This window comes from Kribbella sp. NBC_01245, from assembly GCF_036226525.1.
In the GTDB taxonomy this organism is placed as follows: domain Bacteria; phylum Actinomycetota; class Actinomycetes; order Propionibacteriales; family Kribbellaceae; genus Kribbella.
The window spans coordinates 5,667,318-5,689,145 of record NZ_CP108487.1; the positions used below are offsets into that span (position 1 = coordinate 5,667,318).

Consider the following 21,828-nt stretch of genomic DNA (forward strand, 5'->3'; position numbering starts at 1 on the left):
CATCCGCCGTGGAGGGTTCAGCGTGAACTACAGCCACGGTTCTTCTTTACTTACCCGCGTTGAGGGCGTTGGTGATGATGTCGTCGGCTGCCTTCGCGGCGGCCGCCGGGTCACCACCGGTCAGCACCTTGGTCTGGTACTCCTTGATCGGGTTCTTCGCCTCGACCGCGGCCCAGTTCGGCGAGTTCGGCGTGGCCTTGCCGTTCGCGGCACCCGCGGCCATCGCCGCCGTACCCTCGTCCGCGCCGGCGGCACTGGCGAGGCTCTTGCGGTTCGGCACGTACTTCATCGTCTTGGCGAGCTCGGTCTGCCACTCGTCACCGGCGATCGCCTTGATGAACTCGTATGCCTGGTCGGGCGCGTCCGAGGCCTCGGGAATGATCAGGTCGGAGCCACCGGTGAAGACGGCACCCGGCTTGTCGGCGGTCTTGCCCGGGATCGGGAAGAAGCCGAGCTTGTCCTTCAGCGCCGGGTTCGCCTGGGCGATCAGCTCGGCGGCACCCGGAACGGCGATCATCTGCGCGACCTTGCCCTGCGCGAACACGTCGGTCTGGGTCGGCTTGGCCTCGTCGGAGTCCTTCGGGCCCTTACCGAGCGCCTGGATCTGCTTGTAGAAGTCCATGCCCTTGAGCGCCTCGGGCGTGGACAGCGCGCCCTTCCACTTGTCGCCCTCCTGCACCGCCAGGTCGCCACCCTCGTCCCAGATGAAACCGGAGAGGACGTAGAAGTTCTGGCCGGGCAGGTAGATGCCCTGGTTGCCGCCGGTGTTCAGCTTGGCGGTCGTGGCCAGCCATTCCTCGCGCGTCTTCGGCGGCGTCACCTTCGCGGCGTCGAAGAGGTCCTTGCGGTAGATCACGACGCGGTTGGCGGCGTAGTAGGGAATGCCGAACTGCTTGCCCTCGTAGTTGCCGGGACCGGCCAGACCCTCGATCCAGTCGTCGCCCTTGAGGTCGGCCTTCTTGTCGGTCAGGTCCTTGACGCCACCACTGGCCGAGTACTGCGCGACCTGGGTGTTGCCGACCTCGATCACGTCCGGCGCGTCCTTGCTGGCGAGCGCGCCGATGATCTTCGGGCCGATGCCGTTCCACTCCTGGATCTGGACGTTCAGCTCGATCTTGTCTTTGTTCTTCGTATTGAAGTCGGTCACGAACTTGGTCAGGAAGTCGTCGGAGACGCTTCCCTTCATCAGCCAGACATCGAGCTTGGTCGGGCCGGACGCGCCGGCATCGCCGGAGCCGGAGGAGCCACACGCGGTGGCGGTGAGGGCCAAAACGGCCGCGACGGCAAGGGGACGGAACTTCATCGGATCACCTCGTGCGGAGCGCCGGACGAGTCCGGCTGACTGGTATGAACCTGTTCGTTCAGTGGCTAGAACGATCACCTAGACAGAGTTGACCAGTCAAGGGTTCAGTAAGATTCGTTACTAAGTCGCGAGTGCATCTTCGAGCAGCTTTACGCTGCAAGCGACCGTTTCAGTAGCACCGGCCGCAGCCTGCTTTGCAAAATACGCAACAGACCAATAACCGCCCTGGTAAGCAAAAGATCGGACCAGTCACGCCTACTGGTAAAGATCATTCGATTGCCCGCCGATATACGCCAAGAAATTACGAAAGCACCCTGCGCAACCGAGAGCCCCGCCAATGACCATTTCGAGCGCTATCGCCAGGAGGCAGGCAACGCGGTCAGTTCGTGGCCGACGGCGACCTGTCGCACGACTGTCGTCGGCAGTCCAACCAGTGGTGGGACCTTTCTCGGGGTCCGGTTTCGGCCGTGGGTGAGGCGTTGACAGGGGGAGAGCGCATACCTAGGTTCGGCGGGCGTAACGGTGTGTTGGCTTCTGTTCACAGATGTGAGTCAGTGAGGACGGTGCCGTGAGACGACCCCTGCTATTGGGCCTGGCCAGCATCCTGCTCGTTACGGGTGTCACCCCACCAGCCGTCGCGTCGGCGCCGCCACAACCGGATACCGCCGGGCGGGTCGCCATCTGGAGCGGCAGTCTGCGCGGGTTGAACGGCACCTCGCCGGACACGACCGTGCGCAATATCGCCCGCGCCTCCGTCGACGCGACCTCCCTGCGGATCCGGATCGGCAACCCGTACGGCGATCGCGCGCTCGTGTTGCGGGCCGCTTCGGCCGGGTTACAGGCGCGCGTCGGCGAGGCGGACCTGGTGGCTGGAACGCTGCGGGTATTGACGTTCCACGGCCGCCGCTCGATCACGCTCGACCCGGGCGAATCGACGTACAGCGACCCGATCGCGCTTCGCGTCCGCGCCCAGCAGAACCTCGCGATCAGCCTCTACGCGCCGGGTGCTCCGATCAACGACCAGGTCTTCCCGCCGCCGGCGCCGAACCCGCCGGCCAGCTTCCTCTCGCTCGCGGGCGATCACACCGGTGAGCCAGGCGATACGGCATACCCGGAGGCGAATGTCGGGCAGAACACGTCGCCCGGCTACCACCCCGGCCAGTTCTGGTGGTCGGACGTGGTCGACGCGCGATCAGCCGCGAACGGCACCATCGTGGCGCTCGGTGATTCGAACACCTCGGGCCATGCCGCGACCGGTGGTGGTGACCGGTGGACCGATCTGCTGGCGCGCGAGCTGAACGAGCGCAGTCCCGGGCGGCAGCTCGCCGTCGCGAACGCGGGTATCTCCGGCAATACCGTCAGCCGGCAGACCAATCCGTACGACCCGACCGGCCAGTGCTGCGGTCCGCCCGCGGTCGATCGCCTGCCGCGGGACGTGTTCAGCGTCGCCGGAGCGGAATACGTGATCCTGCTCGAAGGCACGAACGACCTCGGTGGTGGGCAGGCCGCTCCGCCGGCGCCCGCGTCGCAGGTGATCGCCGCCTTGCGCGAGGTCGTCGATCGCAGTCACGCGCGCGGGCTGAAGGTGATCGGCGCGACGCTGATGCCGATGTGCAACGCGGCCGGCAGTTTCCGCGAGACCAATCGCCTCGCGGTGAACGAGTTCATCCGGACCAGCCGGATCTTCGACGGGCTGATCGACTTCGACGCCGCCGTCCGTGATCCGGCTGATCCGAAGGTGTTCCGTCCTGCCTTCAAGTCCGACTGCTATCACCCGAACGCGGCCGGCCACGCCGCCATGGCCGCCGCGATCAACACCAACCTGTTCCGATAGCGCTCAGACCGTGCCAACGAATTGGCTGACGTGGTAGGCGGTGCTCTGGTTCTGGGCGTTGCGGGTCCACTTGGAGACGAGTAGGTGGAGGTCGTTGGCTGCGCTGGTCGACCAAGGGTGGATGAAGCCGCCGTACAGCGCGGGCTCTTGCCACGACGTGACCTGGACCTTCTCCGGCGTCCAGGCCTGGTCCGGGCCGTTGGCGGTGCGGGTGACGATGTTGCCGGTGGCGCAGTTCAGGTACGCCATCACCCACTTGCCGTCGCTCAGCCTGCGGACCGAAGGCTCACCGAAGCGGCCGTTGAGGATCGGCGTGCACGGGCGGCCCCAGCCCCAGTTGCTGCCGTTCCAGCCCCAGCCTTCGTAGGCGTTCTGGTCGAACAGGCGATCCCACAACACCCGGCGCAACATCATCGGCCCGTCCTGGCGCCCCGCTCGCACCGAGAACACGTAGACCCAGTCGCCATCGCGTTGCATGGTCCACATCTGGAACGGGTCTTTGTTGTCGCCGGAGTTCCACCACTTGAGCGACGTACGGGTGAAGTCGTTGCCGTTGTTCGAGATCGCGAGACCGGCGTAGCGCGACTTCCACTGTGGGCCGTTCGGGCCGGCCGAGTCCCAGTTCTCGATGCTCATGTACGAGATGAGCTGGTCACCGGTCTCCGGGAAGCTGATGCCGTCGTTGGGGATGACCGTCACCTCCCAGAGGCCGTCGATCCCGATGCCGTTGTGGCCGTTGTGCATCAGCTCGGGCGCTCTGCCGTCGCCGGCCACCTTCGCCGCACTGTCGAACACCACGCCACCGGCCGCACCCGGGTGGACGGCAGACCGCAGCATCACCGGCGATCGCCAATCGTTGTTGGGCTGTTCCGGCCAGGGCGTGTTGAAGGTGTCGCCGAAGAGGTAGCCGATGGACCCGTTCTCCAGCACGTACGGAATGCCGAGATCCGTGCCGGCCACTTGCCAGCGGTGGTTTGTATCGAGGTCTGCCCCGGTCAGGCGTTTCTTCCAGGTCGCGGCCTGCACCTGCCCGGGCAGCACCAGCCCGGGTACGACGGCCGCGGCCAAACCTCCAGCGGCCACCGAGCCGAGCAACGCGCGTCGATTCAGAGTCATGACAGGTCCTCCGGGGAGAGTTCATTGCGAATACGGTCAGCCGCGATCTCCGTGGCGGTCTTGCCGCCGATATCGAGTCGCAGGTCGTTGTAGAAGCCATGCGTGCCTAGGCGGTTGTAGGCCTCGACCTGCCGGGTGGTGCCGGCCACTTTCGCCAGCAGTACGGCGGGGTTCGGCTCGTCGACGTACTGCGCCCACTTCTGCAAGTCGATGCCGTTGGCAACCAGTGCGCGGATCACGGTCTCGATGAAGGTGAGGTTCGCCGTGCCCGCGTAACGCCGTACCAGGCCCGCGCCGATGTCGTGCAGCACGTCGCCGGCGATCGCGGCGCCTTGGGAGTAGCCGATGATCGCGAAGCGGGTCTGACCGCAGCGCGCGGCGATCTCGGCGATCCGGCGTTTGGCGACGGTCGCACCCCAGCGAGTCGAGTCGCGGTATGACATGGCGACGCTGATATCCGCCGGATAGGCCACCTGCTCGTAGGCGATACGCGCCTCCGGCGCGAGCTTCTCCTTGACGTTGGTGATCATCGCGCCGGGCTGGTTGAAGTCCACCCTCGGCAGACCGGGCGGCGGGAAGCTCAGGTGGTAGTGCGTGCCTGGCACGCCGATGACCTGGATCTCCGGGCATGCCGTCTCCGCCGCCGCGGGTTGAGGCGTGATGGCGGCGGCCACGAGGGCCAGAACTACGACTAGGCGCTTCCTCACAAGTGATCCCCTTGATCGTCGAGCGGTGACGACGTGTCACCGGGCGATCACGAATCTTGCAGCGACGGCGCGAAAGGGCCAGGCAGGTCGGGCCGATTCACCAGGCCCAGTTGGGACCATGTCCCAGATGCGACACAGCTATTCGATGTACGTCGAATAGCTCAGAGCCAGCCGCGCCGAGAAGCCTGTACGCCGGCCTGGAATCGCGTTGTAGCGCCGAGGCGTTCGAGGAGCGAGGCTGCGCGTCGTACGACGGTTCGCCGGGACATGCCGAGGTGCCGGGCGATCGCGTCATCGGTGGCGCCACTCGCCATCAGCGTGAGGATCTCCCGGTCCCGCTCGTCGATCGGTCGCCTGAAGCCTTCGGTCGTGACTGGCACTGCCAACCGCCACAGGGATTCGAAGATGTTGCTGAGCGCGGTGAGCAGACCTGACGCGTGGATCAGCAGAGTGACCAGGGAGTCGGCATTGCCCTCGATGAGCGTCTCCATCGGCAGCAGGCCGATCCGGTCGTCCGAGATGGCCAGCTTGATCGGTGGATCGACCATGACGCGGGCGCGTTCGCCGCTGGCCACTGTTCGCATCATGCCCGCGCTGCGCCGGGGAGAGTCCTGAGCGGACTCCTGGTAGATCGTGCGATAGCGGATGCCCGCGGCCATCCGCTCGATCTGGAGTTTCTCCTGGCCGGCGAGCTCCTCTTCGTCCCAGAAATACGGCGGGCGGTCGAGATTGCGGACCTGCTGCCGTGCACCGGTCTGGAACCGCCGGTAGTGCTCGAACACGACCGCTGTCTCGTCCAGCACCTCTACCGCGGCATACCCGCCATGCTCGCGTCTGGCGAACCGGTAGATCTCAGCCAACTCAGCCTCGGTCTGCCGCAACAACATCCTGCGACGGTCTTCCTCCAGCAGTGCGGCCGCAACCAGTAGGTCCGGCCTCTGCGCGTCCCAACCGGCTCCGGCCTTGGTGACGGCTTCAGCCTCGGACAGCTCGACCAGCAGTCGCTCCACCTCGTCCGGCGTCATACCGGTCAGGTCTGCGAGCTCGGGGACTGTGCTGCGGGGATGGGCGATCAGTGCGCGGTAGACCCTGCCCTGCGGGGTATCAGCCGACAGGACGTCCATGGCTTCAGCGAATACCGCGACGTCGCAAGGTCGTCCCCAGCCCTGACACATGTCTCACCAGGGCTGACGCGATTCGCTCGACCTCTGCATCCGTGGCCTTCTCTGCCGAGAACGAGCAGCTCACGGCATCAGTGGCGGGTATGCGGTACTCCACGGCGACAGCGATACACGCGATGCCGGGAGTGCCTTGTTCCTTCTCCAGGGACCAGCCGCGGCTACGGATGGCCTCGAGTTCGGCGTACAGCTCGGGCTTGCTGGTGATGCTTGCGGGCGTCAGTGCCGGCAGCTCGGCTGGGAGGAGTTTGTCGAGCTCTGCGGGCGTCAACTGCGCCAGGAGCACTTGGCCGAGCGCAGTGACCGAGGCGGGTAGTTTGCGGCCGACGCGCGAGACCATCCGGGTCGACGTCCGGGCTTCGCGACTGGCCAGGTAGAGCACGTCCGCGTCGTCCCGGCGGGCGTAGTGCGCCGTACAGCCGATCTCCGCGCGGAGGTCCTCCAGCGTCTGCGTGCCGAGGTCGAGCGCCGGATCACGCTCCAGGTACGACGTACCGGCTACGAGTGCTTGGGGGCCGATCCCGAAGGCCGAACCGGACTCGTCGGCCTCGATCCACTTGAGCTCGCGGAGAGTCCGGATCAGCGCGTGCAGGCTGGACCGCGGATAGCCCATGCGTTCTTGCAACTGGGCCAGCGTGAGCTTCACCGGCGAGGCTGCCAGCGTCTCGAGAATGTGCACCGTGCGCTCGGCAGATTTCACCGGGGTGACGTCGGCTGAACTCATACGGGACCCCCTGGTCGGCGGCCCCCACTATAAGGCGGGAACACGGTTATCGAGGCGCTGGGCCTTACGCAGACCGACGAGCAGTAGGCCGATACTGATCGCTCCGACGATCGCGTAGGTGATCCAGCCGCCAATGCCGTCCCAGGCGGTGTGAAGCGCTACTGCCAACGTGTACATCAACAGGAAGTGCACAAACCTCTTGCCGCTTGGCGATGACGCAAGCCACCACAGACCCCAGCAGCTCAGACCAGTCCAAGCGGCATGCCCTGCGGGTGAGAGCAGCCCTCGAACCAGCAGCGTCTCCTCGGCGGCCCCGACGTTGCCGCCGGACTGGATCAGCGCGACGAACGCGTAGCCCATCGTCTCCAGTACGGCGAAGCCGGTGCCGACGGCAACACCGATCACGATGCCCGTTCCGATCGACTGGTACCGGCGGTGCGCGAACACCACCAGCACGATCGGTACGACCAGCTTGGCCGCCTCCTCGATCAGCCCGACCGCGACCATCGGGACGGTGCCGAGGCGGCGCATCGTGTCGTACTCGAGCAGTCCGGCGACGACCACGCCGACCACCCCACCGAAGAGCAGGCAACCGCCGAGCGTGGGGCCGTCGATCAGCCAGTTGCCGGATCGGCCGGCCGCGAAGGTGACGAAGGTCAGCGGCACGACCAGGGCGCCGAGCAGGATCATGGTCGGGAACAGGTTCGGGTTGCCGGTGTCGCGGAGCACGCCGAGCACCAGCAGATAGAGCCCGGCGCCGATCGCGAATGTTCCGAGCCAGGCCCACCGCCGCGCGATCTGCTGTGCACTCATGGGCCGATCCTGCACCGCGGGTGACCACCCGCGCACCATCCACGCCGGATGACTGTCGTGCTTGTGCCATGGCACAGAGGCGGCGTTGATGGACAGGGCGCGACGGCGGGCCGGGATTGCACACTCACGGGGAGGTCTTCCGGCTTTTCGGTCCGAAGGAGTTCCACCCATGACCATGCCCCCACGCCGCCCGGTGTCCGCACTGGCGCTGGCGACGGTGCTGGCGCTTGCCGCGGCGATCCCGCTGCAGCCTGCCAGTGCCAACCCCAGCGCCCCAACCCCTGAACCCAAGCCCGGTAACAGCCAGGCCGTCACGTTGATCACCGGTGATGTGGTCGAGGTGACCGAGGCCGGTGCCGGCAAGCGCGCCGCCACGGTCCGGCCGGCCGATGGGCGCGAGCACATCGCCTTCCAGACCATCGAGGTCGACGGCGGCCTCCGGGTCCTGCCGAGTGACGTCGTCCCGCTGCTGTCCGCGGGCGTCCTCGACGCGGACCTGTTCGACGTCGAAGAGCTGATCGCCGACGGCTTCGGCGACCAGACCGCGACGAGCCTTCCCCTCATCGTTCGGTACTCAGGCGCGAGGTCGCAGGCCCTCGCCGGTACGACGACCACCAAGCCGCTGGACAGCATCGGTGGTGCCGCCATCAGCGCGAGCAAGACCTCGCTGCGCGGCCTCTGGCAGACTCTCGCACCCACCGGCCAGATGACCACTCTCGCCGGTTCCGGGATCGACAAGATCTGGCTCGACGGCAAGGTGGAGGCGGTGCTCGACCGCAGTGTCGCGCAGATCGGCGCACCCGCGGTCTGGCAGTCCGGCTTCCAGGGCGAAGGCGTGAAGGTCGCGGTGCTCGACACCGGGATCGACGCGAACCACCCGGACGTGTCGGGCAAGGTCGAGCAGTCCCGCGACTTCTCCGGCAGCACCGATATCAGCGACCACTTCGGCCACGGCACCCACGTGGCCGCGACGATCGCCGGTACCGGCGCCGGCTCGAACGGCCTGCGCAAGGGTGTCGCCCCGAAGGCAGGCCTGCTGATCGGCAAGGTGCTCGGGGATGACGGCTACGGCCAGGAGTCCTGGATCATCGAGGGCATGGAATGGGCCGCGGGCCAAGGCGCCGCGGTCGTGAACATGAGCCTCGGCGGCAGCGCGACCGACGGCACGGACCCGATGAGCGCGGCGGTCGACCGGCTGACCGCGAGCTCGGGCACGCTGTTCGTCATCTCGGCCGGCAACGAGGGCGCCGACGGCACGATCGGTACGCCCGGAGCGGCCCGTTCCGCGCTCACGGTCGGCGCGGTCGACCGGGACGAGAGCCTGGCCGACTTCTCCAGCCGCGGACCGCGTGTGGGTGACGAGGGCTTGAAGCCTGAGATCACCGCACCGGGTGTGGATATCGTCGCGGCCCGGGCTGCCGGCACCGCGATGGGCACACCGATCGACGCGCTCTACACCGCCGCTTCCGGTACGTCGATGGCCGCGCCGCACGTGGCCGGCGCCGCCGTACTGCTGAAGAACGCGCACCCGGACTGGTCCGCCACCCGGTTGAAGGACGCGCTGGTCAGTACGGCGAAGTCCAACCCGGCGTTGTCCGTCTACGCCCAAGGCGTGGGTCGTGCCGACGTGGCCAAGGCGCTCGCGCAGCAGGTCTACGCGACGAGCGTGGCCGACTTCGCACTGCTCGACGGCGAGAGCCCGCTGGAACGGACTGTCACCTACACCAACGACACCACGTCGGCGGTGACGCTCCAGCTCAAGGTGGAGGTCCAGAACCTCACCTCCCGCCAGCCCGAGACAGACGGCATCACCGCGCCGGGAAGTATCACCGTGCCCGCCAAGGGCTCCGTCGACGTACAGGTCGCAGTTGATCCCACCAAGATCGCGCGCGGTCTGCACAGCGGCTGGCTCGTTGCCACCGGCACCAACGGCGTCGTCGCCAAGACCGCGGTCGGCGCTCTCCGCCAAGGTCCGACGCACCAGGTCACCGTGCGGGCGATCGGCGCGGACGGCACGCCCACCGGCGTACCGACGTTCAGCCTGTTCGGCGAGAACCCACGCTCGGACATGCTGTGGTGGTTGCCTGACGGTGGCAGCCGCACGTTCAACGTCGAGGAGGGCACGTACTTCGTACAGGGCCTGATCGACATCCCCGGGGTCCAGCGCGAGGCCGCTGGCCTGTACGTCGACCCGTCGCTCAAGGTGGATCGCGACATGGAGGTGGTGCTGGACGCCCGGAAGGCCGTGCCGATCCGGATCCAGACGCCCAAGCCGTCCGAACAGCAGGCGGTGCTCAGCTACTACACGCACCGCGAGCTCGGGAACGGCCGGACCATCAGCCATGGCGTGATGCACTTCAGCACTGTCAGCGAGGTCCGGGTGACGCCCACGGCGCCGGTGACGGAGGGCCGGTTCGAGTTCTCCTCGCGCTGGCAACTGGTCGCGCCGCTGGTCCAGGCGTCCGTGAAGGGGCTGCCGAATCCGCTGCCGGACATGAAGCTGCTGCACCGGTCGCCGTCGTTCGAAGGCACCCGCCGCTTCCCGTTGGTCGCCGCGACGCCGACCGACCTGAGCCGGGTCCGTGGCGCGGTGGCCGTGCTCGACCCGGGGGAAGACTGGGAGGAGAGCAAGTTCGTCGAGGCCGTCGCGAACGCTGGTGGCCTGGGCGTGATCCTGCTGCGGCCGCTGGACCGGCTGCCGTGGACGGTCTGGCGTCCGACCGGTGACCGCGAGCCGATCCCGGCCATGGTCACCACGCAGGCCACCGGGCAGCAGCTCATTGCCAAGGGCAAGCAGGCCGGCGCGAAGATCGACCTGACGCTGACGACGTCGAGCCCCTACCTGTACGACGTGCAGCAGGTCTCGACCGGGCAGGTGCCGGCGCAGATCGTGCACAAGGTGACGCCGGAGAACAGCATGCGGATCACCACCGGGTACGCCGACAACGGTGGCTTCGGCTGGGCGAAGGAGCAGCGGTTCGGGTGGCGCCCGTGGCAGACGTACTCCTGGAACGACAAGCAGCGGTATATCCAGACGCCCAAGGTCCGCGAGGAGTGGGTGTCGACCGGCGACTCGTTGTGGCAGCACCGGGTCCACCACGCGTTCACGTGGGACGAGATGGGTCCGCTGAACGGTGGCATGACCGAGGCGCCGCGCAGCTACCGCCCGGGTACGTCGGGCGAGACGTGGTTCGGTCCGGTCGTCCGTCCGGCCTCACCGCGCGGTGTGCCGGGTCTGGTGTCGGCTCGTTCCGGCGATCTGCTGAAGCTGCGAGTGGCGGAGTTCGTCGACAAGGCCGGGCACTACTCGCTGGGCGCGGACTCGTCGGCGAAGCTCTGGCGGAACGGTCAGCTGCTGGCCGAACTACCCGACGCTCGTCAGGACATCACCACGTCAGGCGGCGACGCGTCGTACCGGCTGGAGTTGTCGACGCAGCGGGATGACGAGGAGTGGACGCTCGGTACTTCGACCAAGACCGTCTGGGACTTCCGGTCGGCTCGGCAGCCGGTGGACAAGGCGACGCCGTTGAGCCTGCTGCAGGTCGACTACGACGTGCCGGTTGGGCTGGATGGGAAGGCGACTTCTCTGCCGCATGTGGTCCGGTTCGGACTGCGGCACCAGGACGGGCACGCGGCACCGCGCGGCACGTCTCTGAAGGCGGAGATCTCTACTGACCAGGGGACGACCTGGCGCCGGGCGGTAGTCGTCGGCCAGCTGGCGTTGATCCCGAGCGGTCACGGCACCGTCTCGCTTCGGGTGACTGCCAGCGATGGTGCGGGCAACCGGGTCGAGCAGACGGTTGTGAACGCGTACAACCGTCGGTAGTTCTTGCAGGTCCGTCCGCCGCGTCTAGATCCAGCCGCGGCGGGCGGCCTGGAAGGCGAGGCCAGTGCGGGTATCGACGGCCGCAAGATCCATGAGCCGGTCTAGCCGGCGCTGGACCGTACGGCGACTGATACCGAGTTGGGTCGCGATGGACTTATCAGGCAGACCTGCGACGACTAGTGAGAGCAGTAGACGCTCAGAGTCGTCCAGGTCTGCCTTTACTTCGTCTGGACCCGCATGCGACCGCACCGGCGTCGCGAGCTCCCAGTGGCTCTCGAACAACGCCAGCAAGGCATCGAGCAGTTGGCTCCGGCCGATCACCGCGGCGGTCGGTTCACCGATGCCCTGCTCGTCGGTCCGGACCAGTGGGCAGATCGCCGTCTCGCGATCGATGATGGCCAGCCGGACCGGCAGCGTCGGCAACGTCCGGGCCTCCTCGCCCCAACTCACGCCCTCCGCGATGCTGTCGAGTTCACCCGGCGTCTCGAGCAGGGCCCGCTCGTAGATCGAGCGATAACGCACGCCACGGTTCAGCGCGGCGTACTCCTCGGTGTTGTCGGCGCCCTGCATCGCGAGCGGGTTCGCCCGGCAGAACCAGAGGATCTCCTTGCGCGCCGAGTTCTGCACTTGGCGGAGGCGCTCGCGCAGCGTGGCCGCGCCGACGATGACCTCGACCAGGTGGTCGGCATCCCGCCGGCGAGCGCCTGCCCGGTACTCCTCGCTCAACGCGGCTACGGTCTGACGCGCGGTCTCGAGCCACTCCTGGCGCTGCAGCAGCGTCGTACCGAGCGCGACATCGGGCGGCAGCGGCCGGAACACCGGGTCATCGCCGAGTTGGACCGTGACCAGGCCCAGCGTCTGCAACCGGTCGAGCACCTCGCTCGCCTCGGCCTCGGTCAGCCTGGCCACGTCGGCCAGGTCCCGGACCCGGGCCGCGGCCATCCCGATCAGCAGCCGGTAGGTCTGCTCCTCACGCGGCTGAAGCAGCTCGTGCATGCCCGTTACCCCTCTGACAGCGAATGGACCTCAACATAGCTGCACAGTCAGCCATGTCCGAACCTTTTTCGGACTATCGCGAAATGTCGGTGGCCCCGGTTAGCGTCTGGCGAATGAGTGAGAGCGAGCGGACTCGAGCCGCGATTCAGCAGTATCTGGACAGTCTGATCAAGCGGGACTGGACGTCTTTCGCGGCCGTCCTGACCGAGGACGTCGAGTATGAGCTGCCGCAGACCAACGAGCGGATCTCGGGCCGGGAGAAGTTCGTCAGGTTCAACGCGGAGTATCCGGGGGACTGGACGCTCGAGGTCACCAGGCTGCTGGCGGACGGTGACACGGCGGCGGCGACCTTCAACCTCCGCCTGGACGAGCAGGACCTGGTCGGCATCGCCTTCTTCCAGCTGACCGACGGCGTGATCGCGCGAGTGACCGACTTCTGGCCGGAGCCGTATGAGCCGCCGGCCGGCCGGGAGGACCTGGTCGAGCGCGTCCCCGCGCGGACCGATCGGCTCAGCTTGGGATGACCTCTTCCCCGGCGTAGCCCTGGGCCTGGAGTTCGAAAAGGCGGGCGTAGGTACCACCGGTCGTGACGAGGGTTTGGTGGCTGCCGAGTTCGGCGACGCGGCCGTCGACCAGGACGGCGATGCGATCGGCGTCCCGTACGGCGCCGAGGCGGTGCGAGATGAGGACGCTGGTTCGGCCTTCGCGATGAGTGGCGAGGCTGGTGTGGATCTCGTGCTCCGCCTCGGCGTCGAGGCCGGAGGTCGGTTCGTCGAGGATCAACAGGTCGCGGCGGTCCCGCAGGAAGGCCCGGGCCAGCGCCACCCGTTGCCACTGGCCGCCGGAGAGCAGCACCCCCGTGGCCGGGTCGTCCTTGTCGGCGTGGTCGAAGAACATCCGCGACAGCATCGTGTCGTACCCGCGGGGTAGTTCCTCGAGGGCTTTGGCGATGCCCGCGCGATCGGCCGCGGCCTCGGATCGTCCCTGACTGTCCGGCAGCAGGTCGTCGGCGCCGTCGACCTCACCGAAGGCGATGTTCTCGGCGGCGCTCAGCTCGTAACACATGAAGTCCTGGAAGACCGCCCCGATCCGGCGCCGCAATTCGGTCACCTCGAAGGCGCGCAGATCGACGCCGTCCCACAACACCGCGCCCTTGGTCGGGTCGTAGAACCGGCAGAGCAGTTTGACCAACGTGCTCTTGCCCGCGCCGTTGTGCCCGACCAACGCGAGCGACTGCCCGAACGGAATGAACAGGTCGACCCCGGCCAGCGCCCACGGGTGGTCGTCGCTGTACCGGAACCAGACATCGCGGAACTCGATCCCATGCCGCAACTCCAGCACCGCGACCGGCTCAGCCGCCGCCGGCAGCCCAGCGGGCTCACTCGTCACCGCCTGGTAGTGCGTGAACATCAGCAGCGCGTTGTGCGCCATCCCCAGCCGGTTGATCAGCGCGGACAACGCCACTTGCACGCCCGTCACCGCGGCGACGAACACCGCGACATCGCCAAGGCTGATCCGGCCATTGCCCGCAGCAACGATCGCCCAGATCAATCCGGCGCCGGCGATGACCGCACCGAGTGCCGCGAGCAACCCCTGCACCAGCAGATCCCGGCGGTCGATTCGCCGCTTGGCCGCGTTGGCCTTGCGGAGCTCCGTCAGCATTCGCAACCGCAGGAGCCGACCGAGGCCGAGGAGGCGGATCTCCTTCGCTGCTTCGAGGCCAGTCATCAGCTCGGAGTAGAAGAACTGCCGCCGCTCGGTGGGGCTCAGACCTGTCATCATCTCGGCCCGGCGACGGCTGATCTGCACCTCGGCGTACAGGCCGGGCACCGACGCGGCCAGTACGACGACCGCCATCCACGGGCTGATTGCAAGCAGCGTGACCACGAAACCGGCCAGCGTCAGCATCGACTGCAGGCCGCCGATCAACGCGTCGAGGATGATCACCGGTCCCGACTGGCTGTGCTGTTCGCCCATCCGGAGCCGGTCGCGGAAGGCCGGGTCCTCCAGTTTCGCGAGGCCGGTCATCCGGTCGGTCGCCTCGTACAGGCGATCCCGGGAAAGTACCGTGACCCGGCGGGAGACCTCCGCCGAGAGGTACCGGCCGAGCTCGGTCAGCACGGCGACCGCGAGCCCGGCCGCCGCGAGGCCGATGGCGAGCAGGACGAGCTGCCCACCACCGTCGGCTAGGCGGTCCAGCACCAGCTTCATCAGCCAGGCCGTCGCCACTGGCGCGAGGCCGCCGCCGACACTCGCGAGCACGTACCCCGCGAATGCCGCGGGCGCCGCTCGCCAGGCCAGTGCGAGCGAGGCGGCCGCCCCCGAGCGCATGCTCATGCCGTCAGTTGGCCGGCCTGGAACCCGCTCGACACCACCCGCAGGTTGTCATCGAGTACGGCGATCGTCGGCAGGCCGCGGACTCCGACCGCGCGAGTGATGGCTCCGTCCTCCTCCTCGATCACCACCTGGGCGACCTTCGACAACCGCTCCACCAGTTCGGCCAGGGCAGGCTCGTCGCCGTGCGCGATCGCGAGGACGCGCTCCCGGCCGAGCGGTTCGGCGTACGTCAGGAAACCGGGCAGACTCTCCGCGCACGTGTCGCACCGGGTCGAGAAGAACCCGAGCACGGTGCCGCCGCTGGGCGAGACCTCGAGGCCGTCGGTCGTGGTGGCGGTGAACGGCGCGATCGGCGTACCGACCGGCAGCGCGCCCGCGTCCATCGGCTGTCCCTTGGCCAGCTTGTTGAGCAGTTCGGCGTGGGACCGCAGGCGTTTGACCAGGCCGAGGGTGACCACCAGGTCGAGCAGTACCACCGCTCCGACCAGAACGACCGCGATCGTCAGGATGACCAAGGCCTTCTCCTTCTTAGTTGACTTCCAATGGGCTGAACAGGTCGATGAGGTCGTCGAATCGCGTGATGAGCAACCCGGTGATCAATCCGGCTACAACCGCCATAGCCACCCCTGCGGGTTCAACCGTGGTGTTGGGGCTGGTGGTCGCTACTAGTCCTGCGACGGCTAGGGCCAACAGGAGCACGTTCCGTACGACGTGAGCGCGGCCTAGCGGGGTAGAGCTGGCGCCAAAGCACTTGCAGGCCTTGCGGACTCCTCGGCGCAGTGTCACCACGATCGCGCCGGTGAACGCCAGCAGGAGCAGCACAGCCAAGGCGAACCCGAGCACCGCCACAGGCTCGAGGGTCTTGGTAAGCGCTGCACCAGCTCCGACCACCAGCGCGACCGTGATGACGCCCTCGGCAGCTACGACGGCTCTCGCCGCCGGAACGCGTAGAGCCTTGGGGAGGACCTCCAGTGGACCTGCTGAGGCTGCAAAGTCCTGGAACGCCCTCCGTCCGGCCTTACTTGCCGCGGACAATCCGAAAACGAAGGCGAGGCCGAGGCAGCAACTGAGCAAGAGGTAGAGCATCGCCATCCTTCGTCAGGTAGGCGGTGCCGGCGCGTCCACCGGCACCGCCGTCAGCTTGGGCTAGCTCGGGTCAGCAGCCACCGACGATGTAGCAGGCGCCGCAGTAGCCGTTCGCGCAGTTCTTGACCTTCCGGACCCAGCCGGGCTGGTCCCAGAAGCAGCCGCACGAAACCTGGTAGTCCTGCACACCGGCCTCTGCCGTGACCTCCGGAATGAGACGACCGACGATCCGGTCACCGACGTGCTGGAATGCCTTGATCATGGTGATTCCTTCCTACCGAGGCGGATGAGTTGGCAGGACATTACTTTCGCGGGCGGGTAGTAGCGAGAGGAATTCGCATCAATATCTGGCCAGATCCAGACTCGCGAATTGCTGTCCGGTTCTTGCCGATCACGTGGTGTTGACGCCTGATCGCCGGATGCTGATGGAATCGCTTGTAAAACAAGGCTTCTGGTCTGGTCCGGAAGGCCCGGGTCGTCGAAATTTAAAGGAACGGAATTCCTCGGTCGGCCAAGTTTTGAAATAGCGGGGTAGGGTATTGCCATGGTCAAAGCAGGAATCGCGGCACTCGCCTTGACAACGGCCGGTTTATTCATTGCGAGTAGGCGGCTGGCCTTGGTCACGGTGGCCGGGCGGAGTATGGAACCGGCTCTGGCCGACGGCGATCGGCTACTCGCTTGGCGACGGCCGCGCCGCCCGCTGCGGCTCGGCGACGTCGTCGTACTGGAAGCGCCGTATCCCGCCGGTGTCCTGGTCCGCGAGGCCGACGACGGCAGCCCGGTTCCGCCGCCGTGGCAGACGCCGCCGGCCGGGCCGCGGGAGATGAGCCGCCGGTGGATCGTCAAACGCGTCGCCGCCCAGCCCGGTGACGCCGTACCGGCCTCAGCCGCCGGGCGCGTGCCCGCGGGAACGGTGGTGCCGCCCGGGCGGTTGCTCGTGGTCGGCGACAACCCGGGTCAGAGCTACGACTCGCGCCAGGTCGGCTTCGTCCCGGCCGAGCGCGTCCTCGGCCTGGTCATCCGCCGCCTGGGCTGATCTTCCGCAGCGCCTGATCTCCCCGCAGCGTCTGACCGTCTTTGCGTCTGACGTCTTTGCGTCTGGCCGTCTTTGAGGCGTTTCGAGGCGTCTTTGCGGCCTTCTTTGCGGATCGGCGTCACGAAAGCATCAACGTGCCGTCCCTTGTCGTGTACCTGGCAGCCGTCCCTGCCGACGACGAGGAGAGAAATGGGCACCACCGTGGTCGTGAGCATCACCGTGATCGGTCTGGCCGTCCTCACCGGCTGGCTGATCGTGAACCATCGCACCGCCCCACACCGCGGTACGCCGCGCGGGGCGGCCGGGTCCCTCAGCCGGCAGGGGCGGCACCGCGGCCGCGTCGCCCCGGCTATCCGCGCCGGCAACCCCGCGAGGGCACGCCGTCCGCAACACACGGACGAGGGCGACTAACCGGCGGCGATCGCCTCGATCTCCAGCAACCACGCCTCGTCGAATATCCCGGCCAGTACGACGGTCAAGGCCGGCCGATGCGCCCCGAGGACCTCACGTCGTACGGCGGAATTGGCCGCGGCGTACTCCCGTGAGGACAGATAGGTCGTGACCTTCACGAGGTTCTCCACCTTGAGATCGGCCTCGGCGAGCGTGGCAAGCAGGTTCGCCCACACCAGCCGCGCCTGCGCCTCGAAGTCGTCGGGCGTATTTCCCGCGCGATCGACCGGGATCTGCCCGCTGATGAACAGCAGCCGCTGCGCTCCATCCACCGCGACGCCCTGGGCATATCCGCCCGACGCCTCCGGTGCGGCGGCCGGGTCGATCGGTGTCGTACGCAGTTCGCTCATGCTGTCGTGCTATCACGGTCAAACCAGCCCTGACACCGGGTTTTCACCTCTGCTTCGAGGAGACAGCTGATGAACGGCGTGACCGAACCGGCCGTGCGAGAACTGATCGACGCTATCAACGCGGGCGATCGGGCCCGCTTCCTCGCGGTCCTGACCCCGGACGCCACGATGTCCGACGACGGCACCGACCGGGACCTCCAGGCCTGGATCGATCGCGAGATCTTCACCGCGGACGGGCGGATGGAGGTCGAATCCGCGACCGACGGCGGCCTCTCCCTTATCGCTCGCTTCCGCAACAACACCTGGGGCGAGATGCGCACCCGCTGGCACTTCACCCTCACGCCCGACCACACCACCATCGCCCGCCTGGAAACCGGCCAAGCCTGACCGCGGCTGACTAGTTGGCTGACCGCGGCGGCGCGACTAGTTGGCTGAGCTCTTCTGGGCGCCGGTCGGTGCTGCAGAGACGGTCAGGGTTCTGTACCGCGGTCGAGGCCGAGGGTGGCGATGAGGTCTTCGTGGAGTTCGAACCAGACGCGGTGACATGAATCGATGTCGGTGCGGTCGACCCATCCGTTGCCGCCTGCTTTGGCGCGATGCAGGGCTGCGGTGAATCGTGAGTCGTATCCACCGAAGCGGGCCAGGAGGACGTCGAGGCGGCCGGCGATTGGGGCGAGGGCGTGGTCGATGGCGGTGAGCTCGTCGAGGACGGCGGCGTCCCAGGCCGCGTCGGTGTGGTCGTTGGCGGCGAGCCGGTCGCCGGGAACAGGGCGGAGTTGCCAGTCGGTGCAGGCCTGCTGGAGGCGGGCATTCAGCGGGAGGAAGTCGCGGTAGACCTCGCGGACTTCCGCCGCGCCGCCGGTGGAGACGAGTTCGGCTGCGAGCTGGCGTTCGTTCTCCGTACGTCCCGACTCGGTCAGTGACCAGCCCTCGAGACCGGCGAAGGCGGCGTGCGTCACCCAGCCGTACGCCTCGGCATCGCTCAGGGTCTCTGCCGTCTCGGCCGGGTCGAGCCTGAAGCGGCGAGCGATCACGGGGGTGTCGGCGAACCCGCTGATGCGGACGGCGTGCAGGGTCAGGAGCTCGGGCGGCGAGTCCTGCGTCATGAGTGGGTGCTCTTCCTGGCGGTGAGCCGGTTGAAGTGCTGTTGGCAGGCCTGGGGGGAGTTGAATCCCATCGCTTCCGCGATCTGCGCCCAGGTCAGGCCGGCACTGCGGGCGGTGAACAGGAGGCCGGTTTCGAGCCCATCAACCTCGGCGCGCGCGGCAGGCAGGAGCGCGAGTGCACTCAGGACGCCCTCGGGAGCCAGGTCGGTAGAGCGCCAGAGTGCGAAGTGGGCCAGGTCGACCGCCGACGGCGGGACAGGCGCTGGGCGCCACGGTCGGGCGTCGAGCTCGTCGGCTCCGAGCTCGAGGAGGTGCTCACTCGCCTCCTGCTCGCGTCGTGCTTGGGCGTGATCGGTGTTCGCAGCCTTCGCGACGTCGTGCTTGCGTGCCATCCGACGATCATGCAGAATCAACAAAATGTTGTCAACATTTTGTTGAAGGATTCTAGGATGATCATTCCGCTCAGGGACGCGGTCGCGAACACCAGCGGCGGCAAGGCAGGCACGCTCGGTGCGCTGTTACGCGCAGGACTGCCGGTGCCCGACGGATTCGTCATCCCATTCGACGCCTATCCCGCGGCCGCTCGCGGTCTCGACGTCGGGGCCGACAGGCTCAGCGTCGGATCCGACAGGCTCAGCGGCGAGGCCGACAGGCCCGGCGTTGGGGCCGACAGGCTCGGCATTGGAGCCGACAGGCCCGGCGTTGGAGCCGACATGCTCGACGCGGCCAGGCGGGAGATCGCGATGCGCCCGCTCCCGGCAGGGCTCCTCGACTCGCTCGCACGCGCGCTGGGCGGACTCGGCGACGTGCCGGTCGCGGTGCGGTCGTCAGCGAACAGTGAGGACACCGTTCACGCGTCGGGCGCCGGTCAGCACGAAAGTGTGCTCGCGGTGCGCGGCGTCGCGGACGTCGCGAGCGCGGTGCGGACCTGCTGGGGATCGCTCCACTCGTCGCGCGCGATCGCCTACCGGAACGATCCTGGCACGGATCAGTTGCGCGATGATCCGGTGATGATGGCCGTCCTCGTCCAGCGCCTCGTGGACGCCGAGGTCTCCGGGGTGATGTTCACCTCCGCCGGCCCGGAAGGCACCAGCGAGATCGAGGCGTCGTGGGGCCTCGGCCCCAGCGTCGTCGAGGGCATGGTCACCCCCGACGCCTACCGTGTCGCCGCGGACGGGTCGATCACCCGCACCATCTCGGACAAGCGGACCCGCCTCGACCGCGACGGCCACGGCCACGGCGACCGCGACCCCGACGGCGACGGCGACAGCGGCAGCAGCGGCAGCGGCAGCGGCGACGGCAGCCGCGGCAGCAGCAGCGCACAGTTCGCCAGCGGGCTCGTCACTCGCGACGTACCCGCTGTCGATCGCGACCGGCCGACGCTCGACGCTGCTACCGTCGCGCGGCTCGTCTCGCTCGGACAGGAGGCGGCTGCTCTGCTTGGCGGGTCGCAGGACATCGAGTGGGCGATCGCCGGCGAGCGCATCTGGCTTCTACAGGCACGGCCGATCACCGCCACGCCCCCACCGGCACCGGCCGACGCTCCGGTCGCATCGCCCACATTGCTGGCCGGGACACCCGCCAGCCAAGGGATCGCGACCGGAACCGCACGGATCGTCAGAGGCCCGGCCGACTTCCCTCGTGTCCGTCCGGGCGACATCCTCGTCTGTCCCTATACCGACCCGGCCTGGACGCCCTTGCTCCGCATCGCCGCAGGCGTGGTCACCGACACCGGAGGCGTGCTCTCACACGCCGCGATCGTCGCGCGCGAACTTCGCATCCCCGCCGTCGTTGGCCTCCCGGACGCCACGGCAACGATCCACGACAGCGCCCTCATCACGATCGACGGCACCACCGGCACCGTCACAACACCAGACACCTGACGCGAAAGGAACCCACGCCTCCGATGGCAATCCGACACCTCTACATCGCACGCCACGGCGACGCCGACCCGTTCGGCGAGCTCACCGACACCGGACGGCAACAAGCCACCCTGCTGGGCGAACGCCTCGCGCGCCTCCCGATCGACGCCGTCTGGCACTCCCCGCTACCGCGCGCCGCAGCCAGCGCGCACGAACTCGCCCGGCACCTGCCGCCGCACACCGCCGTGGCCGAAGCCGCCGAGCTCATCGACCACGTCCCCCACGTCCCCACCCCCGCCGAGACACCTCCATCGTGGATACCGTTCTTCGACGGCTACGACACCGACGAAGCCGAGACCGGCCACAAGATCGCCGAGAGCCTGATCGCCCGATTCGCGACCATCCCCGACGCTGCCGCGCCAGACCGCGACACCCACGAAGTCCTGATCACTCACGCCTACCCGATCGCCTGGCTCGTACGCCACGCCCTCGACGCCCCGCCAGCCCGATGGCTCGGCCTCGACAGCGCCAACACCGGCCTCACCATGATCGAATACCGACCCGGCCTGCCGCCCGGAATCGTCATGTTCAACGACCTGAGCCACCTGCCCGCAGACCTGCGCTGGACCGGATTCCGCTCCGCCCGCCCATGAAGCCCGACCATGACGTAGGCCCCGATTGAACCCCTGCAAAGCCCAGGCCGTAGTGAGCTGTGTTACAACGAGACGTGAGTACAAACAGAAAGAGCGGCTCCAGAATCTGGAACCGCTCCTGTGCCGGATCACTCCGGCATTTGCAGATGCTGTGCGCGAGGGGGGAGTTGAACCCCCACGCCCTTTCGGGCACACGGACCTGAACCGTGCGCGTCTGCCATTCCGCCACTCGCGCGCTGGTCGTTTCCGGGCGGTAAATCGCCCTTCGCCAACCGAGACGAAAGGTTAGCACGGGTCATCCGGAAGTCTGACATTGCGGGTTGGGTCGAACATCCCGATACGATCGATCGTCGTATGTGTGTGGCCGCCGGGCATCGGCGGGCTGCGTACGGCGAGCCTCTCGGAGGCGCCGTGCGGCAGGAAGGATCGTTGAGCCAACCGGCGATCGAAC

22 protein-coding genes and 1 tRNA gene are annotated in these 21,828 nt (G+C 67.7%); 8 read left to right on the forward strand and 15 right to left on the reverse strand.

Translation table 11 applies throughout. The features are described 5' to 3' along the window. Positions 1–46 precede the first annotated feature (46 nt). Positions 47–1,303, reverse strand: a complete 1,257-nt coding sequence (locus OG394_RS25715; RefSeq protein WP_328989639.1) for an extracellular solute-binding protein — start codon at positions 1,301–1,303, stop codon at positions 47–49. Between the two features lie 568 nt (positions 1,304–1,871). On the opposite strand from OG394_RS25715, the gene OG394_RS25720 reads away from it, so the two are divergent. Continuing rightward, complete coding sequence (locus OG394_RS25720) at positions 1,872–3,137, forward strand: GDSL-type esterase/lipase family protein (RefSeq protein ID WP_328989640.1); 1,266 nt, start codon at positions 1,872–1,874, stop codon at positions 3,135–3,137. 3 nt (positions 3,138–3,140) lie between these two features. Here the strand turns inward: OG394_RS25720 and OG394_RS25725 are convergent, their stop codons facing one another. From OG394_RS25725 to OG394_RS25745, 5 genes are all read right to left on the reverse strand, one after another. Beyond that, complete coding sequence (locus tag OG394_RS25725) at positions 3,141–4,253, reverse strand: DUF4185 domain-containing protein (protein WP_328989641.1); 1,113 nt, start codon at positions 4,251–4,253, stop codon at positions 3,141–3,143. After that, entirely contained in the window at positions 4,250–4,960 is a 711-nt protein-coding gene (locus tag OG394_RS25730; protein WP_328989642.1) for a cutinase family protein, read from the reverse strand. Before OG394_RS25730 ends, OG394_RS25725 begins: the two co-directional genes overlap by 4 nt. A gap of 161 nt (positions 4,961–5,121) precedes the next feature. Continuing rightward, the gene (locus tag OG394_RS25735) at positions 5,122–6,084 is read right to left on the reverse strand and encodes a helix-turn-helix transcriptional regulator (protein WP_328989644.1); all 963 of its coding nucleotides are present in this window, start codon (positions 6,082–6,084) and stop codon (positions 5,122–5,124) included. 4 nt (positions 6,085–6,088) lie between these two features. Further along, positions 6,089–6,862 (reverse strand): IclR family transcriptional regulator, encoded by a 774-nt coding sequence (locus OG394_RS25740; protein ID WP_328989645.1) that lies wholly within the window; start codon positions 6,860–6,862, stop codon positions 6,089–6,091. Positions 6,863–6,889: 27 nt separating this feature from the next. After that, positions 6,890–7,675, reverse strand: coding sequence for a PrsW family intramembrane metalloprotease (locus OG394_RS25745; RefSeq protein WP_328989646.1), 786 nt, complete (start codon positions 7,673–7,675; stop codon positions 6,890–6,892). Positions 7,676–7,844: 169 nt separating this feature from the next. Here OG394_RS25745 and OG394_RS25750 point away from each other — a divergent pair, with 169 nt between their 5' ends. Then, a complete protein-coding gene (locus OG394_RS25750) occupies positions 7,845–11,501 on the forward strand; it encodes a S8 family serine peptidase (protein WP_328989647.1) in 3,657 nt (1,218 codons plus the stop codon). A 24-nt stretch (positions 11,502–11,525) separates the two neighbouring features. Here the strand turns inward: OG394_RS25750 and OG394_RS25755 are convergent, their stop codons facing one another. Further along, on the reverse strand, positions 11,526–12,497 hold the full coding sequence (locus OG394_RS25755) for a helix-turn-helix domain-containing protein (protein WP_328989648.1): 972 nt from the start codon (positions 12,495–12,497) through the stop codon (positions 11,526–11,528). A 113-nt stretch (positions 12,498–12,610) separates the two neighbouring features. On the opposite strand from OG394_RS25755, the gene OG394_RS25760 reads away from it, so the two are divergent. Next, positions 12,611–13,021 carry a nuclear transport factor 2 family protein gene (locus tag OG394_RS25760; protein WP_328989649.1) on the forward strand — a complete coding sequence of 137 codons (411 nt, stop codon included), beginning with the start codon at positions 12,611–12,613 and terminating at the stop codon, positions 13,019–13,021. On the opposite strand, the gene OG394_RS25765 is transcribed toward OG394_RS25760, so the two are convergent. From OG394_RS25765 to OG394_RS25780, 4 genes are all read right to left on the reverse strand, one after another. Then, positions 13,008–14,834: an ABC transporter ATP-binding protein gene (locus OG394_RS25765; RefSeq protein WP_328989650.1), complete on the reverse strand. Its 1,827-nt coding sequence runs from the start codon at positions 14,832–14,834 to the stop codon at positions 13,008–13,010. The two genes, OG394_RS25760 and OG394_RS25765, sit on opposite strands and share 14 nt — an antisense overlap. Next, a complete protein-coding gene (locus OG394_RS25770; protein WP_328989651.1) occupies positions 14,831–15,349 on the reverse strand; it encodes a TlpA family protein disulfide reductase in 519 nt (172 codons plus the stop codon). Before OG394_RS25770 ends, OG394_RS25765 begins: the two co-directional genes overlap by 4 nt. 13 nt (positions 15,350–15,362) lie before the next feature. Then, complete coding sequence (locus tag OG394_RS25775) at positions 15,363–15,920, reverse strand: MauE/DoxX family redox-associated membrane protein (RefSeq protein ID WP_328989652.1); 558 nt, start codon at positions 15,918–15,920, stop codon at positions 15,363–15,365. Positions 15,921–15,990: 70 nt separating this feature from the next. Continuing rightward, positions 15,991–16,182 (reverse strand): hypothetical protein, encoded by a 192-nt coding sequence (locus OG394_RS25780; RefSeq protein ID WP_328989653.1) that lies wholly within the window; start codon positions 16,180–16,182, stop codon positions 15,991–15,993. A gap of 282 nt (positions 16,183–16,464) precedes the next feature. Here OG394_RS25780 and OG394_RS25785 point away from each other — a divergent pair, with 282 nt between their 5' ends. Further along, positions 16,465–16,956 (forward strand): S26 family signal peptidase, encoded by a 492-nt coding sequence (locus OG394_RS25785; RefSeq protein ID WP_328989654.1) that lies wholly within the window; start codon positions 16,465–16,467, stop codon positions 16,954–16,956. Between the two features lie 189 nt (positions 16,957–17,145). Then, positions 17,146–17,367, forward strand: a complete 222-nt coding sequence (locus tag OG394_RS25790; RefSeq protein ID WP_328989655.1) for a hypothetical protein — start codon at positions 17,146–17,148, stop codon at positions 17,365–17,367. Here the strand turns inward: OG394_RS25790 and OG394_RS25795 are convergent. Continuing rightward, positions 17,364–17,756, reverse strand: a complete 393-nt coding sequence (locus OG394_RS25795) for a RidA family protein (protein ID WP_328989656.1) — start codon at positions 17,754–17,756, stop codon at positions 17,364–17,366. The genes OG394_RS25790 and OG394_RS25795 overlap by 4 nt on opposite strands. Before the next feature lie 69 nt (positions 17,757–17,825). Here OG394_RS25795 and OG394_RS25800 point away from each other — a divergent pair, with 69 nt between their 5' ends. Next, positions 17,826–18,143, forward strand: a complete 318-nt coding sequence (locus tag OG394_RS25800) for a hypothetical protein (protein WP_328989657.1) — start codon at positions 17,826–17,828, stop codon at positions 18,141–18,143. Positions 18,144–18,226: 83 nt separating this feature from the next. On the opposite strand, the gene OG394_RS25805 is transcribed toward OG394_RS25800, so the two are convergent. Both OG394_RS25805 and OG394_RS25810 read right to left on the reverse strand, forming a co-directional pair. Then, on the reverse strand, positions 18,227–18,862 hold the full coding sequence (locus OG394_RS25805; RefSeq protein WP_328989658.1) for a transcriptional regulator: 636 nt from the start codon (positions 18,860–18,862) through the stop codon (positions 18,227–18,229). Beyond that, entirely contained in the window at positions 18,859–19,254 is a 396-nt protein-coding gene (locus tag OG394_RS25810; RefSeq protein ID WP_328989659.1) for a hypothetical protein, read from the reverse strand. The genes OG394_RS25805 and OG394_RS25810 overlap by 4 nt, the downstream gene beginning before the upstream one ends. A gap of 57 nt (positions 19,255–19,311) precedes the next feature. Between OG394_RS25810 and OG394_RS25815 the strand changes: the two genes are divergently transcribed. Next, a complete protein-coding gene (locus OG394_RS25815; protein ID WP_328989660.1) occupies positions 19,312–20,745 on the forward strand; it encodes a PEP/pyruvate-binding domain-containing protein in 1,434 nt (477 codons plus the stop codon). Positions 20,746–20,768: 23 nt separating this feature from the next. Then, positions 20,769–21,377, forward strand: a complete 609-nt coding sequence (locus tag OG394_RS25820; protein ID WP_328989661.1) for a histidine phosphatase family protein — start codon at positions 20,769–20,771, stop codon at positions 21,375–21,377. Positions 21,378–21,529: 152 nt separating this feature from the next. Here OG394_RS25820 and OG394_RS25825 read toward each other — a convergent pair. Continuing rightward, a tRNA-Leu gene (locus OG394_RS25825) sits at positions 21,530–21,612 on the reverse strand. Positions 21,613–21,828 lie beyond the last annotated feature (216 nt).